Genomic DNA, 17,469 nt, shown 5'->3' with positions numbered 1-17,469 from the left:
TCGATAATCGCCCACTATGCTCAGCCCGCGACCGCAGCGGTATTTCTGACCTGTATAACGCCGGCGATGAATGTATTGAACCCACTCCCGCGCTACCCCCTACTGCTCACCTTGCTTGCTGCTGCCGGCGCCACTGCCGCCGAAACGCCAGCCACTTCCGTGACGCTCGACCCACTGGTCGTCAGCGGCTCACGCCAGGCCAGCGACAGTTTCAGCCTGCCCTTTTCGATAGATAGCGTAGATCGTCAGCAGATCAGTGACGGGCAATTAGGTATTAATGCCTCGGAAGCCCTTAACCGAGTGCCCGGCTTGGTCGTACAAAATCGCCAGAACTACGCACAGGATCTGCAGATTTCTTCCCGTGGCTTTGGCGCCCGTTCGGCGTTTGGTGTGCGCGGTATCAAGCTGATCAGCGACGGCATTCCGGCCAGTACTGCCGATGGGCAGGGCCAGGCGGCCACCTTCAATCTGGATACCGCCGAGCGCATCGAAGTGCTGCGCGGTCCGGCTTCTACTCTGTATGGCAGCAATGCTGGCGGCGTGGTTCAGGTCTTTTCCCGCGACCCCGACGGGCCGCCAAAAATCGGCGCCGAGACGATTTTCGGCAGCGACGGCCTGAACAAAAACCACCTGAGCGCCGAGGGCGCCAATGAACACGCCGGTTTTCTGCTCGACGCCTCGCGCATGGACACCGACGGTTACCGCGACCACAGCGCCGCGCGGCGCGACCAGACGTTTTCCAAGCTGAACCTCAAGCCCGATGCCGACAGCAAGCTGGCGCTGATCTACAGCAGTCTGGAGCAGAACGGCACGCAGGATCCGCTAGGGCAGACCTGGGAGGCTTATAAGGCGGACCCACGTTCGGTGACCGCCAATGCCGAGATTTACAACACACGCAAAAGCATCGACCACCAGCAAGTGGGCGCCAATTACGAGCGCTACTTCGGCGACGCCACGCTGCAAGCCACGGCCTACACCGGCAAGCGCAGCGTGATTCAGTACCTGTCGATTCCCAAAGGCACACCGGCCAACAACAACTTTGGTGGCGGCGTGGTGGCCTTCGACCGCCGCTTCTACGGCGGCAGCCTGCGCTGGCTGCAGCCGGTCGGCGACGTCGACCTGGTATTCGGCCTGGATTACGACCAGAGCGAAGACGACCGCCAGGGCTACCAGAACTTTGTCGGCAACCAGCTCGGTGTAAAAGGCGCCCTGCGCCGCGACGAAAAAGACACCGCCACCAGCCTCGACCCGTACGCCCAAGCCACCTGGAAATTTGGCGACTGGACCCTGCAAGGTGGCCTGCGCTACAGCACCGTGGAAATCGATGTAGACGACCACTACCTGGTCAACGGCGACGACAGCGGTAACCGCCGTTACGAACAAGCCAACCCGGCCGTGAGCATGGGTTATGCCTTTACCCCGGAACTCAATGGCTACGTCAGCGTGGGCCGTGGTTTTGAAACGCCGACCCAGGGCGAGCTGGCCTATGCGCCAAACAATGTGGCCGGGGTGAACTACAACCTCGATCCATCGACCAGCACCCAGTACGAACTGGGGCTCAAAGCCCTGCTGGGCAATGCGACGCGGGTCAACGCGGCGGTCTTCCAGATCAACACCGACGACGAGATCGTGGTGTTCGCCAACAGCAATGGCCGCACCAGCTACCAGAACGCCGGCCGCACTCAGCGCCGCGGGTTCGAACTCGGTGTGGAAAGCCAGCTCAATGACCAGTGGACCGCTAACCTCGCCTACACCTACTTGGCGGCGCAGTACGACTCCAGCTTTGTCAGCGGCACCCGAACCATCGACAGCGGCAACGACCTCCCCGGCGTGCCGCGCACCACGCTGTTCGCCGAACTCAATTGGCAGCCGTTGGACGGCATCAGCACCGCCATCGAAGGTCTGTACCGCAGCAAGGTGTATGTGGAAGACAGCAACACCGCCAAGCCAGCGCCTGCCTACAGCGTGTTCAACTGGCGGGCGCGGTTTGAGCAGCACTACGGCTCGTGGACCGTGCACCAGCTAGTGCGGCTGGATAACCTGCTGGACCGGGAATATGTAGGCTCGGTGATTGTGGGCGACGGCAACAGCCGTTACTACGAAGCCGCCCCAGGCCGCAGCTGGTATGCCGGCGCCGGGGTTTCCTACCAGTTCGACTGATCGCCGTAGGATGGGTAGAGCCATAGGCGAAACCCATCGTTACGCGAATCGATGGGTTTCGCTGCGCTCTACCCATCCTACGGTTCTAAACCGTCGGCAACCGCTGATCCAGCAACATGTACAGCGCCGAGTCCGTTGGCCAATTACGCAGAAACCTCGCCCGATCCCGCGCATACGCCTTGGCGAAACTGCCCTGAGTGCCGTGCTGCTGCATGGCATCCAAGTCGATCAGCGTCCACTGGTTCTGGTGCCAAAAGAGGTTATGGCCTTTGAAGTCGCCGTGGCTGATGCGCTCGCGAATCAGCGCGGCAAACAGCTGGTCCAGCGCCAGCAGTTCGCTGTCCGGCGGCGTGCTGTTCAGGTACGGCGAGAAACGGGCGATCAGGTCTTCGTTTCCACAGTAAGCGGTCACCAGATACGCGCGGCCGCGCAGCCAGCACCAGCGGCGCTCGATCACGGCCAGCGGTTGCGGCGTGGCGATGCCTAGCACCTGCAAGCGGTTGCCTTCGCGCCAGCTGTGCCACGCGCGGCTGGGGCGCCAGAAGCGCTTTAGCCAGTGGGCGAAATTCTTCACGTTGTAGCGTTTGACCACCAGCGGCTCGCCGTTCAGTTCAACCCGCGCCACGGTCGCCGCGCCGCCGGTTTTATACAGATGGCCGGCCTCGATGGCAGCGTCTGGCTCAGCCAGCAACGCCTGTAAACGCGGCTCGGCTTCACGGCGCACTACACGCAAACCAAACGCCCCGATGCGGGCGCTAAACAGGCTGCATTCACGAGCGGCTTTTTTCAGGTAATCGCGTACCCGCCAGCGGCGCACAGTGGCGATTTCGCTGAGCAGTTTTTCCAGCGGCAGCGCGTGTTCACCATTGGCCAGCAGGTAGTGAATCAGCAGCTCTTCCAGAAAGGGTTCGAGGTTGGCGGGCAGCTGGGCGAAGAACACGCCGAGGTTGCGCAGCACTTCATCGCGGCCCAACGGCTGGCCGGGCACCTGGGCTTGCACGCCGCCGCCGTCGATCAGGTACAGCGCGCCGTCTTGTTGCAGCAGGTTGTCCAGGTGCAGGTCGGCTTGCCACAAACCTTTGCTGTGCAACTGGGCGATGGCGGCCAATGCCTGAGCCAGCACCTGTTGTTGAGCGTCTGACGCAGGCGCTTCGCCTTCCACGGCGCGCCAGGCATCGCCAAGGCTTTGTGCGTGATCGAGGTAGTCGAATAGCAGCCAACCGCCCTCGCCCGCCATGAACCCTTCGGCCAGCAATGCCGGGGTCAACAGGCCTTGGTCGGCGAGCAGATGCACGCCCTTGGACTCACGGTTGAAATGCCGCTCGGCTTTGCCGCCGACCAGCAACTTGGCCAGCACCTGCCGGCCTTGCCACTCGGCCACACCGACATAACGCTGCCCCGGCAACACCCGCAGCAAGGTATGCAGGCTCAACGTCTCACCACCTACCTGAAGGGTCAGCGGCAGTTCCGGCGTACGACCGGCATCGCGAAGCTGGCCCAGGTTCATTTGCGCGAAGCCTTGTGGGCGCTGCGCGCTCCGAGGCGTTTGCTCCAGCCCCTGGCGCCGCCTTTGTCGCCGACGTAGGCGAGCAGCAGGTGCCAGACTTCTTCCTGGCTCCAGCTACTGGCGCGGCGCAGCAGCGGCTCAAGGTCTTTGATGCGGTCGCGTTTGCCGAATACCAGACGCCGGGTTTTTTCCAGGTCGATCAGTTGCGCGTCAAAGCCTGTGGCCGACTCACGCAGAAAAATATGCTTGGGGTAGAAGCAGCCATGCATCTGATGGGCTGCGTGCAGCCGCCTAGCCAGTTCACCGCAGGCCTGCAGAATCGCCATACGCTGCGCTTCGCTGTGGCTGGTCCAGTCGCGCAACCAATGGTCGAGGTCTTGCCAGCCGTCCAGGGCGCGGGTCAGCAGAATGGCCTGGTGCTTGCCGTCCACCGTGCGCTGGGCGAAGAACGCCGCGTGCAGCGCGGGAATGCCCAGCTTCTGGTAGCGCTCGATATTGCGCAGTTCGCGGGCAAAGGTCGGCTCGCCGAACGGGTGCATCACACTGCGGGTCAGGTGGTTGGTCTGGCGTTTGAGGTAATACGCCGACTCGCCGAGCACCAAGCGGGACACGGTGCTGTAGCCGCCGCGCTCGGTATTGGGCTCGTCCACCGCCTCCAGCTCCAGCGCCCACAGGGCGTCGAAGGTATCGAGCTGGTGAGCGGCGAGCACCGCGCGGTCCTCGGCGGCGATAAAGTCCTTCATTCCCGACCCTCGAAAAATTTCACGATCTTGCGGATCTGTTTTTTGTCCGCTTGGTTGAGCCTGGCGTGCCCGCTGTACTGCAGATAAAAGCGCAGGCGCTGGGTGTTGGACAGCTTGTACTTGGCGACTTTGTCGAGGCAGGCGAGGTCTTTGATGATCCGGTAGCGCAACACAAAGCCGCGCCAGAACGCGCCGTTGGGGCAGTCGATAAAGAAGAGCTTGCCCTGCTCATTCACCAGCAAATTGCGCCACTTTAGATCGTTGTGCGTGAAATGGTTGTCATGCATGGTCCGCGTGCCGTGGGCCAGCTGGCGGCTGATGCCATCCACCCAGGCTGCATCCTGCAAGCGCGCGTCGCCTTTTTTGGCCATGCGGCCGAGGTCGTCCGTATTGGGCAACTCGCGGGTGATCATCGCGCCGCGCACGAAGGCGCCCTTGGCGCGCTCGTAACCACGGGCCACCACTTCGGCGGTGGGCAAGCCCCACTCGGCGAAGCGCTTGAGGTTCTGCCATTCGCTGCGTACCCGCAAACGGCCCAGATACGGGCGCAAGCCTTTGCCGGCGCTGCGGTAGCGTTTGACGTAATAGCTGACGCCGTCACGCTCGATGCGGATGACTTCGGACACCGGGTCGCGGGTCATGCGTTCGCCGGTCAAGGCGAACACGGCATCGAGGCTGCCGAAGTCGGCGGCGAGGTGCTGGTAGTGCGGTTCCAGGTGCCACGACGCCATCAGAGCGCGTCCCCATAGCGTTGTTTGCGGTCATACAGTTTGGCCGCCTTGCGCTCTAGCCAGGCCAGCAACTCGGCCTCTTCCCGCAGAATCTGGCGCAGGTTGCAGGTGCCTTTGGCCGCCAGGAAATAGCTGCGCAAAAAACGCAGTTTGTCCCGTTGGGTCAGGCCGATATCCAGCGCTGAGAAGTACAGGGCGGCGAGGTCTTTGTCGCGCCAGCGGCGGCTGATTTTCTCGCGGCTTTGCGCGCGATGCAGGTCGATGACCGACAGCTTGAAATCATCGGCCGTCACCGGTTTATTGGTGTGCAGCAGAAAGTGGCAGATGTAGCAGTCGCGGTGGTTTACCCCGGCGTGGTGCATCATCCCGGTCATGCGCGCCACTTCGGCAATCAGCGCGCGTTTGAGGCGTGGCTCGGGCGGCTGCTTGACCCAATCGATGCTGAAGTCTTCGAGGCTGACGGTGGGCGCCAGCTCTTCGGTGACGATAAAGGAATGCTGCGCCGCAGGATTATTGCCGCGCTCGCCAAAGGCCACGGCGGTCATGGTCGGCACGCCCACTTCGGTCAGCCGCTCAATCGCTTTCAGCTCTTGCCCGGCGCCGAGCACCGGCAGCTTGGCGGTAAACAGGTTCTTGAAGATTTCGCCCCAGCCAATGCCGCGGTGAATCTTCACAAAGTAGCCACGGCCATCGACTTCGGTGCGCAGAGTGCGGCGGCCTTCCAGCTCGCGGTACACCTGGCCGTCCAGGCGCTCGACGGCGTCGAAGGCGTCCTGCCCGGCCCACAGGCGTTTGAAGGGTTCGGTCAGCATCAGCTTCACGCGCGGGTCTCCAGAATCACATCGGCAGCGCGCTGCGGCAGGCTGTAGAGGTCCGCCGTGTCGGCAAACGCCAGGCCGTTGGCTGCCCAGGTGGCGCGTTGGGCGTCGTCTTCGAGCATGGCCAACAAGGTGTTGTTCAGTTGTTCCTGCTGGAACGGGCTGGGCACCACGCGGCCGCAATCGGCTTCTTCGATGTAGTGGGCGTAACCGCAAACATCGGTGACCAGCACCGGCAAACCGGCCACCAGGGCCTCAAGCAAAACGGTGCCGGTGTTTTCGTTGTAGGCCGGGTGAATCAGCAGATCGGCGCCGAGCAGAAAGCGTGGAATATCGCTGCGGCCTTTGAGAATCTGCACCTGCTCGCTGATGCCCAATGCCGCGACCTGCAACAGGAACGGCTTGGGATCGTCCTGCCCAATAACGATCAGGCGCGTACGTTTTTTCAATTCTTTGGGCAACGCGGCCACGGCCTTCAGGCTGCGATCCAGACCCTTGGTCTTGAAACCGGAGCCGATCTGCACCAGCAACAAATCGCTATCGGCCAGGTTGAACTCACGGCGGAATTCGGCACGAATTTCAGCGGCGTTGGCCGGCGCGCGACGGTCCGGGGCGATGCCCGGCGGCAGCAAGTGAAAGCGCTCGGCCGGGGTGGCGTAGTGTTTGACGAACAGCGGCTGCTGAACCTCGGAAATCATCAGTACTTCGGTCTTGGCCGTCGGGGCAAACACCGCGCGTTCGTAATCGGAGAAGTGCTTGTAGCGGCCCCACTTGCGGTACAGCGCATTGCGCAGGTTTTGTGCTTTGTCTTCAAAGCAGCCGTCGGCGGCGTAGTACACGTCCAGGCCCGGCATTTTGTTGAAGCCAACTACGCGGTCCACCGGGCGCTTGGCCAAGTCGGCCTGCACCCAGGCCAGCAGTTTTTCGTTGCGGCGGTGGTTGAACAGGGCTTTGACCGGCGCCACCAACACTTCGAAACCGGGGGGAATATCGCCCTCCCAGATCAGGGTGTAGACGCGAATGCTGTGGCCACGCTGCTGGCACTCCAGGGCGATGCGCATAAAGTCGCGCTGCAGGCCGCCGAAGGGAAAGTACTTGTACAGAACAAAAGCCAGTTGCATCACACAGTCTCCGGCGCCAGTAGCAGGGCTTGTAACTCGGTGGCCACACGCTCGGGCAGCAGGTCATCGAAACAGGGTTTATCGCGATCGCCCAAACCGGCATTCGGGCCGGTGGCGCACAGGTGAATCTGCGAGCGGCCATAAGCGCCGACGCGGCCCGGCAAGGTTGGGCCATACAAGGAAATAGTTGGCACATCCAACGCGGCGGCCAGATGGCCGAGGCCGGTGTCCACCGCCACACAGGCTTGCGCCCCGGCGATCACCTTCGCTACGCCCGCCAGGTTTAATTTGGGCAGTACCACGGCGTTTTCCAACCCCGCGGCAATGCGTTCGGCGCGTTGCTGCTCGGCATCGCTGCCCCACGGCAGGCGAATGGCGTAACCCAATTCGCTCATCTGCTCGGCCAGGCTGCGCCAATAGGTTTCCGGCCAGTGCTTGCTGGCCCAGGTGGTGCCGTGCAGAAACAGCAGGTACGGCGGGGCGTTGGGGTCGGCCAGTTGCGCGCGGTTCAAGCCGTAGTCACCTATTCCCGCCGGCAGCGGGTAGTCCAGTGCCTGGGCAAACAATTGGCGCACGCGCTCCAGCGCATGTTGCTCACGCGGCACGTGATAGGTGCGGTCATAGAAGCGGCAGGCGATGGGCTCGCGCGCCGAGTCGCGGTCGAAGCCGGCGATGGGACCCTGCACGTAGCGGGTCAGCCAGGCGCTTTTCAACAGGCCCTGGGCGTCGATCACCAGGTCGTACTTGGTTTCACCGAGACGCTGTTTGAAGCGTTTCCAGTCGCCGTTCTTGAAGGTCTGCCAGAGGTTTTTCCGCCAGCGGCGGATGGCCACCGGAATCACCTGGGCCACGGCCGGATGCCAGGCGGGAATCTCGGCAAAGCCCTCTTCCACTACCCAGTCGAATTGAATGCCGGAATGGCGCGGGCCGCGTCGGTCAGCGCCGGCAGGCTATGAATCACATCGCCGAGCGACGAGGTTTTGATCAGCAGAACCCGCATCAATCGACCTCGACCGGGTCGGGCGCCAGACGCGCCAGGGCTCCCACCACTGGCCGCGGCTTGAGTTCGCGCAGGCAGTTGTAGTGGCCAAAGCGGCAGGTGCGGTCAAAGCACGGGCTGCACTCGATGCCCAGGCGCACGATTTCCACTTTTTCGGCCAACGGCGGGGTAAAGCCGGGCGAGGTGGAACCATAGATGGCCACCAGCGGGCGATTCAGTGCGGCGGCCACGTGCATCAGACCCGAGTCGTTGGACGCGACTGCGGTGGCGCAGGACAGCAGATCGATTGCCTCGGCCAGCGAAGTTTCGCCGGCAAGGTTATGGGCTTCTTCACGCAGGCCCGGAATCAGACGAGCTCGAATAGCCTCACCCACCGGGTGATCATTTTTGAGCCGAACAACCACACCTGCCAGCCTTCGCGAATTTTCAGCTCGGCGACTTTGGCGTAGTGCTCACTAGGCCATTTCTTCGCCTCACCGAATTCGGCGCCGGGGCACAGGGCCAAAACCGGACGATCGAGTGTCAGGCCGAACTTGGCCAACGCCGCGTCACGGCTTTGCGGCTCGATGCGCAGGCTGGGCTGTGGATAAGGTTGCGGCAGCTCGGCGCCGGGCTCGTAAGCCAGGGCCATAAAGCGCTCGATCATCAGCGGGTAGCGCTCTTTGTCGAGCTTGCGCACATCGTTGAGCAAGCCGTAGCGCAACTCGCCTTTCCAGCCGGTACGTTTGGGGATACCGGCGAAGAACGGCACCAGCGCAGACTTGAGCGAGTTGGGCAGCAGAATGGCTTGATCGTACTGGCCAGCCAGCGACTTGCCGATACGCCGCCGCGTACCCAATTCCAACGCGCCATGGCCCAGGGGAAAGCTCAGGGCTTTGCGCACTTCGGGCATGCGTTCGAGAATCGGCCGGCTCCAGTCGGGCGCCAGCACATCTATTTGGCAGTCGGGGTGGCGCTGTTTCAGGCACTGGAACAGGGTCTGCGCCATCACCATGTCGCCTACCCAGCTTGGCCCTACGATCAGTATGTTCATTCAAACTCCGCAAATGAGCAGGGAGGCGTTTAAGCCTCCCTGTCACTGCCAAATGCAATTTTTTCAGTCTGCCAGCTACGTGGACCCGGGGCGGTTAACTAAGCCCCAGTTCGCGCCAGATGCGCATCACTTCCTGGCGCTCATGCTGGAACTGCTCGCCGCTCACGGTGCCGGGCTGCTTTTGCAATGCCAGGCGGTGCGAAGCGGAACGGTAGGCCTTGTAGACCTCTTGCAGCAGCGTGGCATCGGCGGCGGGCAACAAGCCCAGGCGCTCGAGGCCTTCCAGAATGCGAATGTTGTCGGTGTATTGCAGCAGCGGCGGATACGCGCCGGACCACGCCAAGGCCGCGTATTGCACCATAAATTCGATATCCACGATACCACCGGCATCCTGCTTGAGATCGAACGGCGCTGCGGCCTCGAAGGCATTTTGCCCGGTGCCGGCGGCGGTCTGCTTGCTGCCGAGGTTGTCACGCATCTTGGCGCGCATCTCGCTGACTTCAACGCGCAGCTTGTCCAATTCCCGCGCTTTGCCGAGCACCTTGGCACGTACACCTTCAAACGCTGCACCCACCCGCTCGCTGCCCACCAGCACCCGGGCGCGCACCAGCGCCTGGTGTTCCCAGGTCCAGGCTTCGTTCTCTTGATAGCGCTCGAAAGCGCCCAGCGAACTCACCAGCAGGCCCGCAGAACCGGACGGACGCAAGCGCATATCCACTTCATAGAGCTGGCCGGAGTTGGTCTGCGCGGTGAGCAAGTGAATGATCCGCTGCCCCAGGCGATTGAAGAACTGCGCGCCGTCGATGGGTTTGGCGCCATCGGTTTCGGCCTGCGGGTCGCCGTCGTGGATAAACACCAGGTCGAGGTCCGAGCCATGGCCCAGCTCGATGCCGCCGACCTTGCCGTACCCGACGATGATGAAGTCCGGATCGCACAGCCCGCCATCCGCGCGTTGCGGTGTGCCGTGCTTGGCCACGGTATGCCGCCAGGCCAGGGCCAGCACCTGGTCAAGGATGGCTTCGGCCAGCCAGGTCAGGTAGTCGCTCACTTTCATCAGTGGCAATGCGCCGGAGATTTCCGACGCCGCCACCCGCAGCCGATGCGCCAGCTTGAAGTGGCGCAGGGCTTCCATCTGCTGTTCCAGATCGTCTTCGGGAATGCGGGTCAGGCGTTCGCGCAATTCGGCGGCCAGCTCTGGCGCCAACGGCGGTTTGAACAGGCGCCCTTCATTAAGCAGTTCGTCCAGCAGCAGCGGGAAGCGGCTGATCTGCTCGGCAATCCACGGGCTGGCGGCGCACAGCGTCAGCAACTGCTGCAAGGCCCCAGGGTTTTCGGTGAGCAGCACCAGGTACGCCGAACGCCGCGCCACCGCTTCAATCAGCGGCAGCACGCGCTCCAGCACCAGGTCGGGGTTTTCATGTTCGACTGCCTGCGCCAGCAGACGGGGAATAAAGGCATCCAACCGCTCGCGGCCCAGGCGCTGCATGGCGCGCACCTGGTTGCCGCTGCGCAGGCCGGCGAGGCGCTGCCAAGCCGATTGCGGGTCGGCGAAACCGGCGTCGGCCAACTGCCGGCAGGCGCTTTCTTCGTCCAGCGCATCTTCCCACAGCGGCAGCCATTCGCTGCCGACACACAGGTCGGCCTCGCCGTTTTCGTCTTCGTCGGGGTCGGCAATCACCTGGCGGAAGTGCCATTCGATGCGGCCGCGCCAGTACATCAGGCGCTCATGGAACGCGGCCCAAGTATCAAAGCCCATAATGAAAGCGACGCGGGCGCGCTCGTCGTCGTTGTCCGGCAGCATCTGGGTCTGGCGGTCGGCGATGGCCTGGATAGCGTGTTCGGTGTAGCGCAGAAACTCGTAGCCATCGCGCATTTCAGCGACCACGGCGGGCGGCAGGTAACCCTGCCCTTCCAACGTTTTAAGCACCTTTAATAGCGGGCGTTGTTGCAGGCTGAGATCGCGGCCGCCGTGGATCAGCTGGAAGGCCTGAGCGATAAATTCCACCTCGCGAATGCCGCCGGAGCCCAGCTTGATGTTCTCCGACATACCCTTGCGCCGCACTTCCTGCTGAATCAGCAGTTTCATGGCGCGCAGCGCTTCGATGGCGGAAAAGTCGAGGTAACGGCGGTACACGAAGGGGCGCAGCATATCGAGTAATTGCGCGCCGGCAGCCTGGTCACCGCCGACCACGCGCGCCTTGATCATGGCGTAGCGTTCCCAGTCGCGGCCCTGGTCCTGGTAGTACTGCTCCAACGCGTTAAAGCTGAATACCAGCGAACCGGCCGAGCCGTACGGGCGCAGGCGCATGTCGACGCGGAACACGAAACCGTCGACGGTAATGGCATCCAGCGCCTTGATCAGCCGCTGACCGAGCTTGATAAAGAACTCCTGATTATCCAGCGAGCGTTTCACACCCTCGGTATCGCCGCCTTCGGGGTAGGCGAAGATCAGGTCGATATCCGACGACAGATTGAGCTCAACCGCCCCCAGCTTGCCCATGCCCAACACAACCATGTGCTGAGGCTCGCCGCTGCGTCGGCCCATAGGTGTGCCGAACTGCTCGCAGTGGCGGGGGTACAACCAGTGGTAGGTGAGGTCGATGCTGGCATCGGCGAGATCGGAAAGATCCCGACAGGTCTGCGCCAAATCAGCCTGGCGGTTGATATCGCGCCAGATGATGCGCACCTGCTGACGGTTGCGCAGACGGCGCAGCACCTGACCCAGCTGCGCTTCGTCGGTGCATTCGGCCAGGGCGGCGGCCATTTGTTCGCGCAGCTCACCCGGCTGCAGCGGGCGGTCCAGCTCGCCGCTGGCGGCCAGGGCCATGAGCATCTGCGGGTCGCGTACGGCTTGTTCACTGACGAAGTCGCTGGCGCCGACGACGCGCTTGAAGGCGTCGAGGCGGTCGGGGGGCCAGGCATCGAATTGGGCAGCGGCATCGCCGAGCGCCGCTCGGAACGACTGCTCGGCGCGAAGGACAAAAGACTGAAGCGAGGACGGCAACTCGACAAGCGACGGCAGGTTCATGATCTATCCTGTTGAACTGCTGATCGGCGTACAACCCGCTGGAAGCCCCGGATTGTCGCGATTCTTTCGTTCTAATGTGTACACAATGTAGTTTTACTACGAAAGAATGTGTCCCAAGGGCTGAAACCTCCGTCGATTTGTAGTAAAACTACACGCGGCCGGTCCTACCTCCGGTAAATCCAAGAATTTACGTGCCCGCCCATAAGGCCGGCAACGAACACAAGGTTTTCGATTCTGGAAGCCTTTCCGCCATGGAGCAAGCCATGCAAGACCTCGATCCCGTCGAAACCCAGGAATGGCTGGACGCGCTTGAATCCGTCCTAGACCGTGAAGGTGAAGACCGCGCTCATTACCTCATGACCCGTATGGGCGAACTGGCCACCCGCAGCGGTGCGCAACTGCCCTACGCCATCACCACGCCGTACCGCAACACCATCCCCGTAACCCACGAAGCACGCATGCCTGGCGACCTGTTCATGGAACGCCGCATTCGCTCGTTGGTACGTTGGAACGCGTTGGCCATGGTGATGCGCACCAACCTGCGCGACTCGGACCTGGGCGGCCACATCTCCAGCTTCGCCTCCAGCGCCACGCTGTATGACATTGGCTTCAACTACTTCTTCCAGGCCCCGACCGACGAGCACGGCGGCGACCTCATCTACTTCCAGGGCCACGCCTCCCCCGGCGTTTACGCCCGTGCCTTTATGGAAGGGCGCATCAGCGAAGACCAGATGAACAACTTCCGTCAGGAAGTGGACGGCAACGGCCTGTCGTCGTACCCGCACCCGTGGCTGATGCCCGATTTCTGGCAGTTCCCGACTGTATCCATGGGCCTTGGCCCGATTCAGGCGATCTACCAGGCACGCTTCATGAAGTACCTGGAAAGCCGTGGTTTTATTCCGGCTGGCAAGCAGAAAGTCTGGTGTTTCATGGGCGACGGCGAGTGCGACGAGCCGGAATCCCTCGGCGCCATCTCCCTGGCTGGCCGCGAAAAACTCGACAACCTGATCTTCGTCATCAACTGCAACCTGCAGCGCCTCGACGGCCCGGTGCGCGGTAACGGCAAGATCATCCAGGAACTCGAAGGCGTGTTCCGCGGCGCCCAGTGGAACGTGAACAAGGTCGTGTGGGGCCGCTTCTGGGACCCGCTGCTGGCCAAAGACACCGACGGCATCCTGCAACGCCGTATGGACGAAGTCATCGACGGCGAGTACCAGAACTACAAAGCCAAAGACGGCGCTTTCGTGCGTGAACACTTCTTCAACTCGCCGGAACTCAAGGCGATGGTTGCCGATTTGTCCGACGACGAAATCTGGAAGCTCAACCGCGGTGGCCACGACCCGTACAAGGTGTATGCGGCCTACCACCAGGCGGTTAACCATAAAGAGCAGCCGACCGTCATTCTGGCCAAGACCATCAAGGGTTACGGCACCGGTGCTGGCGAAGCCAAGAACACCGCGCACAACACCAAGAAAGTCGATGTCGACAGCCTGAAGAAATTCCGCGACCGCTTCGATATTCCGGTGAAAGACGAAGAGCTGGAAAACCTGCCGTTCTTCAAACCCGAAGAAGGCAGCGCCGAAGCCCGTTACCTGAGCGAACGCCGCAGCGCCCTGGGCGGTTTCGTGCCCCAGCGCCGCGCCAAGAGCTTCAGCATTCCGACCCCGCCACTGGAAAGCCTCAAGGCCATTCTGGACGGCAGCGGCGACCGCGAAATCTCCACCACCATGGCCTTCGTGCGCATCCTGTCGCAGTTGGTCAAGGACAAGGAAATCGGCCAGCGCATCGTGCCGATCATCCCGGACGAAGCCCGTACCTTCGGTATGGAAGGCATGTTCCGTCAGCTCGGTATCTACTCCTCGGTCGGCCAGCTCTACGAGCCGGTGGATAAAGACCAAGTGATGTTCTACCGCGAAGACAAGAAGGGCCAGATTCTCGAAGAAGGCATCAACGAAGCCGGCGCCATGTCGTCGTTCATTGCTGCCGGTACCTCGTACTCCAGCCACAACCAGCCGATGCTGCCGTTCTACATCTTCTATTCGATGTTCGGCTTCCAGCGTATCGGCGACCTGGCCTGGGCCGCTGGCGACAGCCGCACCCGTGGCTTCCTGATCGGCGGCACCGCCGGCCGCACCACCCTGAACGGTGAAGGCCTGCAGCACGAAGATGGTCACAGCCATATGCTGGCGGCCACCATCCCGAACTGCCGCACCTATGACCCCACCTACGGCTACGAGCTGGCGGTGATCATTCAGGACGGCATGAAGAAGATGACCGAAGAGCAACAGGACGTCTTCTACTACATCACCGTGATGAACGAGTCCTACACCCAGCCAGCGATTCCGGCCGGCGTGGAAGAAGGCATCGTCAAGGGCATGTACCTGCTCGAAGAAGACAAGCGCGACTCGGCGCACCACGTGCAACTGCTGGGTTCGGGCACCATCCTGCGTGAAGTGCGCGAAGCGGCGAAGATTCTGCGTGACGAGTTCAACGTCAGCGCCGATGTGTGGAGCGTTACCAGCTTCAACGAACTGCGCCGTGACGGCCTGGCCGTGGAACGCAGCAACCGTCTGCACCCGGGCCAGAAGCCGAAGCAAACCTACGTCGAAGAGTGCCTGAGCGGCCGCAAAGGTCCGGTTATCGCCTCTACCGACTATATGAAACTGTTCGCCGAACAGATTCGTCAGTGGGTACCGGTCAAGGAATACAAAGTGTTGGGCACCGACGGTTTCGGCCGTAGCGACAGCCGCAAGAAGCTGCGTCACTTCTTTGAAGTTGACCGTCACTTCGTGGTGCTGGCCGCCCTGGAGGCCCTGGCTGACCGTGGTGATATCGAACCGAAAGTGGTGGCCGAAGCCATCGTCAAGTTCGGCATCAACCCAGAAAAACGTAACCCACTGGACTGCTAAGGGAGCGCCGAGATGAGTGAACTAATTCGCGTACCCGACATTGGCAGCGGTGAAGGGGAAGTCATCGAATTGATGGTGAAAGTAGGCGATCGGATTGAAGCCGATCAAAGCCTGCTCACCCTCGAGTCGGACAAAGCCAGCATGGAAATCCCCGCGCCGAAAGCCGGCGTGGTGAAAAGCCTCAAGGTCAAACTCGGCGATCGCCTGAAAGAAGGCGATGAGCTGCTGGAACTGGAAGTGGACGGCGCTGAAGCAGCCCCGGCCGCCGCCGAACCTGCCGCTAAAGCTGAAGCCGCGCCTGCTGCTGAGCCTGCCAAAGCCGCCGAGCCCGCACCTGCTGCGGCGCCAGCCGCTGCCGCAAGCAGCTCGGTGCAAGATATCCACGTGCCGGATATTGGTTCGTCGGGCAAAGCCAAAATCATCGAACTGCTGGTAAAAGTCGGTGACACGGTAGAAGCCGACCAATCGCTGCTGGTGCTGGAGTCTGACAAGGCCAGCATGGAAATCCCGTCGCCGGCTGCCGGCGTGGTGGAAAGCCTGAGCGTGAAGCTGGACGATGAAGTCGGCACCGGCGACTTGATTCTGAAACTGAAAGTGGCGGGTAGCGCACCTGCTGCCGCCCCTGCTCCAGCCGCAGCGCCTGCCGCTAAAGCCGAAGCAGCGCCAGCGCCAGCAGCTGCCGCACCCGCCAAAGCGGAGGCAGCTCCGGCCGCCCCCGCAGCGCCTGCCAAAGACGGCGCCAAAACCCACGCCGGCCCGGCTGTACGCCAACTGGCCCGTGAGTTCGGTGTTGAATTGAGCGCGGTGGCCGCCAGCGGTCCACACGGTCGTGTGCTGAAAGAAGACGTGCAGGTCTACGTCAAAGCCATGATGCAGAAGGCCAAGGAAGCACCGGCCGCCGGCGCTACCGGTGGAGCAGGCATTCCGCCGGTTCCGGAAGTCGATTTCAGCCGCTTTGGTGAAATTGAAGAAGTGCCGATGACCCGCCTTATGCAAGTGGGCGCCGCCAACCTGCACCGCAGCTGGCTCAACGTGCCGCACGTAACGCAGTTTGATTCGGCCGATATCACCGAGCTGGAAGCCTTCCGCATTGCGCAGAAAGCCGTGGCCGAGAAAGCCGGCGTGAAGCTCACTGTGCTGCCGCTGCTGCTCAAGGCCTGTGCATACCTGCTCAAGGAACTGCCGGACTTCAACAGCTCCCTGGCGCCGTCGGGCAAAGCGATCATCCGCAAGAAATACGTGAACATCGGCTTTGCCGTGGACACCCCGGACGGTCTGCTGGTACCGGTCATCAAGGACGTCGACAAGAAGACCTTGCTGCAACTGGCTGCCGAAGCCGCGGAACTGGCGGAAAAAGCGCGCACCAAGAAGCTCTCGGCCGACGCCATGCAAGGCGCCTGTTTCACCATTTCCAGCCTCGGCCATATTGGCGGCACAGGCTTCACGCCGATCGTCAACGCGCCGGAAGTGGCGATTCTCGGGGTTTCCAAGGCGACCATGCAGCCAGTTTGGGACGGTAAAGCGTTCCAGCCAAAACTGATGCTGCCGCTGTCGTTGTCTTACGACCACCGCGTAATCAATGGTGCTGCTGCCGCCCGGTTCACCAAACGTCTGAGCGACGTATTGGGCGATATCCGCACCATGCTGCTGTAAGGCTGTAACGCTTCAACTATTTCGGGCATGCCACGCTCGTACCTCAGCCCCGCCTTTTGGCGGGGTTTTTTTTGCGTTTTTTTTGGCGGGGGAGCGGATCACTCAAACAAAACATCCGTCATCCCAGCGCAGGCTGGGATCCAGAGTCTTGGAGAGGACGACCAACGAGGATCGACGCCACATTCTGGGTCCCAGCCTGCGCTGGGACGACGGTGCGTCTGGAAGGAAATCAACCCTTCTGAATATTGCGCAAAAGAAACGTCAACGCCTTGGCCAACTCCGCCGCCCCCTGATGATCGCGGCGAATGGTCAGCCACGGGCTGCCGTCCTGGGGATTTTTCAGCACGCACACCTGCTCGGTCGGCGGGCATTCGTATTTGATGTATGGATCGACGCCAAACACCTCAAGACGCGCATTGCTTACCGCCAAGTTCACGCCTTGCGCTTCGCGGACTGTCTGCTGAACCAGCAACTCACCCGGCCCGCCGACACTAAGCTGATACACCTGATCATGGCGTTCGGCCTGGCCCACCTGGAAAGCCGCACGCACGGCATAGGTGTCGAGCAGCTCGTTGCTTTGCGCCAGCAAGGCCTGGCGCTCGTTACTGGTGAGGTACAGATGCTTGAGTTCATTGAGGTAGCGCGTCTGTTCGGCACCGTTCAATTCAGGGGCGGGTTCAGCCGCCTGCACGGTAGACGCTGCCAGCATTACAGCGGCAATTGCAGGCAATGTTCCCAGCCGCCTTGTCAGTCTTGTTCGCATGAT

General features: G+C 62.0%; 10 protein-coding genes and 2 pseudogenes. 3 read left to right on the top strand and 9 right to left on the bottom strand.

Annotated elements, in window-relative coordinates; genetic code table 11:
* Positions 1-66: 66 nt before the first annotated feature.
* Complete coding sequence (locus AC0V2S_RS01835; RefSeq protein WP_475508255.1) at positions 67-2,160, top strand: TonB-dependent receptor family protein; 2,094 nt, start codon at positions 67-69, stop codon at positions 2,158-2,160.
* A gap of 85 nt (positions 2,161-2,245) precedes the next feature.
* On the opposite strand, the gene AC0V2S_RS01830 is transcribed toward AC0V2S_RS01835, so the two are convergent.
* From AC0V2S_RS01830 to glnE, 8 genes and pseudogenes are all read right to left on the bottom strand, one after another.
* Positions 2,246-3,667 (bottom strand): lipopolysaccharide kinase InaA family protein, encoded by a 1,422-nt coding sequence (locus tag AC0V2S_RS01830; protein ID WP_475508254.1) that lies wholly within the window; start codon positions 3,665-3,667, stop codon positions 2,246-2,248.
* On the bottom strand, positions 3,664-4,410 hold the full coding sequence (locus tag AC0V2S_RS01825; RefSeq protein ID WP_475508253.1) for a lipopolysaccharide kinase InaA family protein: 747 nt from the start codon (positions 4,408-4,410) through the stop codon (positions 3,664-3,666). The genes AC0V2S_RS01830 and AC0V2S_RS01825 overlap by 4 nt, the downstream gene beginning before the upstream one ends.
* Positions 4,407-5,141 carry a lipopolysaccharide kinase InaA family protein gene (locus tag AC0V2S_RS01820; protein ID WP_475508252.1) on the bottom strand — a complete coding sequence of 245 codons (735 nt, stop codon included), beginning with the start codon at positions 5,139-5,141 and terminating at the stop codon, positions 4,407-4,409. The genes AC0V2S_RS01825 and AC0V2S_RS01820 overlap by 4 nt, the downstream gene beginning before the upstream one ends.
* Positions 5,141-5,962 carry a lipopolysaccharide core heptose(I) kinase RfaP gene (gene rfaP / locus AC0V2S_RS01815; protein WP_475508251.1) on the bottom strand — a complete coding sequence of 274 codons (822 nt, stop codon included), beginning with the start codon at positions 5,960-5,962 and terminating at the stop codon, positions 5,141-5,143. The genes AC0V2S_RS01820 and rfaP overlap by 1 nt, the downstream gene beginning before the upstream one ends.
* A complete protein-coding gene (locus AC0V2S_RS01810; RefSeq protein WP_475508250.1) occupies positions 5,959-7,080 on the bottom strand; it encodes a glycosyltransferase family 4 protein in 1,122 nt (373 codons plus the stop codon). The genes rfaP and AC0V2S_RS01810 overlap by 4 nt, the downstream gene beginning before the upstream one ends.
* A pseudogene (gene waaC, locus AC0V2S_RS01805) lies at positions 7,080-8,080 on the bottom strand (lipopolysaccharide heptosyltransferase I). The gene AC0V2S_RS01810 and the pseudogene waaC overlap by 1 nt, the downstream one beginning before the upstream one ends.
* A pseudogene (gene waaF, locus AC0V2S_RS01800) lies at positions 8,080-9,113 on the bottom strand (lipopolysaccharide heptosyltransferase II). The pseudogenes waaC and waaF overlap by 1 nt, the downstream one beginning before the upstream one ends.
* A 94-nt stretch (positions 9,114-9,207) precedes the next feature.
* Positions 9,208-12,141 carry a bifunctional [glutamate--ammonia ligase]-adenylyl-L-tyrosine phosphorylase/[glutamate--ammonia-ligase] adenylyltransferase gene (gene glnE, locus AC0V2S_RS01795; protein WP_475508249.1) on the bottom strand — a complete coding sequence of 978 codons (2,934 nt, stop codon included), beginning with the start codon at positions 12,139-12,141 and terminating at the stop codon, positions 9,208-9,210.
* A 263-nt stretch (positions 12,142-12,404) separates the two neighbouring features.
* On the opposite strand from glnE, the gene aceE reads away from it, so the two are divergent.
* Entirely contained in the window at positions 12,405-15,050 is a 2,646-nt protein-coding gene (aceE, locus tag AC0V2S_RS01790; RefSeq protein ID WP_475508685.1) for a pyruvate dehydrogenase (acetyl-transferring), homodimeric type, read from the top strand.
* A gap of 12 nt (positions 15,051-15,062) precedes the next feature.
* The gene (aceF, locus tag AC0V2S_RS01785; protein WP_475508248.1) at positions 15,063-16,703 is read left to right on the top strand and encodes a dihydrolipoyllysine-residue acetyltransferase; all 1,641 of its coding nucleotides are present in this window, start codon (positions 15,063-15,065) and stop codon (positions 16,701-16,703) included.
* A gap of 229 nt (positions 16,704-16,932) precedes the next feature.
* Here aceF and AC0V2S_RS01780 read toward each other — a convergent pair whose 3' ends face one another.
* Positions 16,933-17,466, bottom strand: coding sequence for a hypothetical protein (locus AC0V2S_RS01780; protein WP_475508247.1), 534 nt, complete (start codon positions 17,464-17,466; stop codon positions 16,933-16,935).
* Positions 17,467-17,469: the final 3 nt, after the last annotated feature.

The organism is Pseudomonas sp. CC11G (assembly GCF_056174845.1).
Note: the sequence above shows the minus strand (reverse complement) of the source record. Positions and strands in the feature narration are given on the sequence as shown.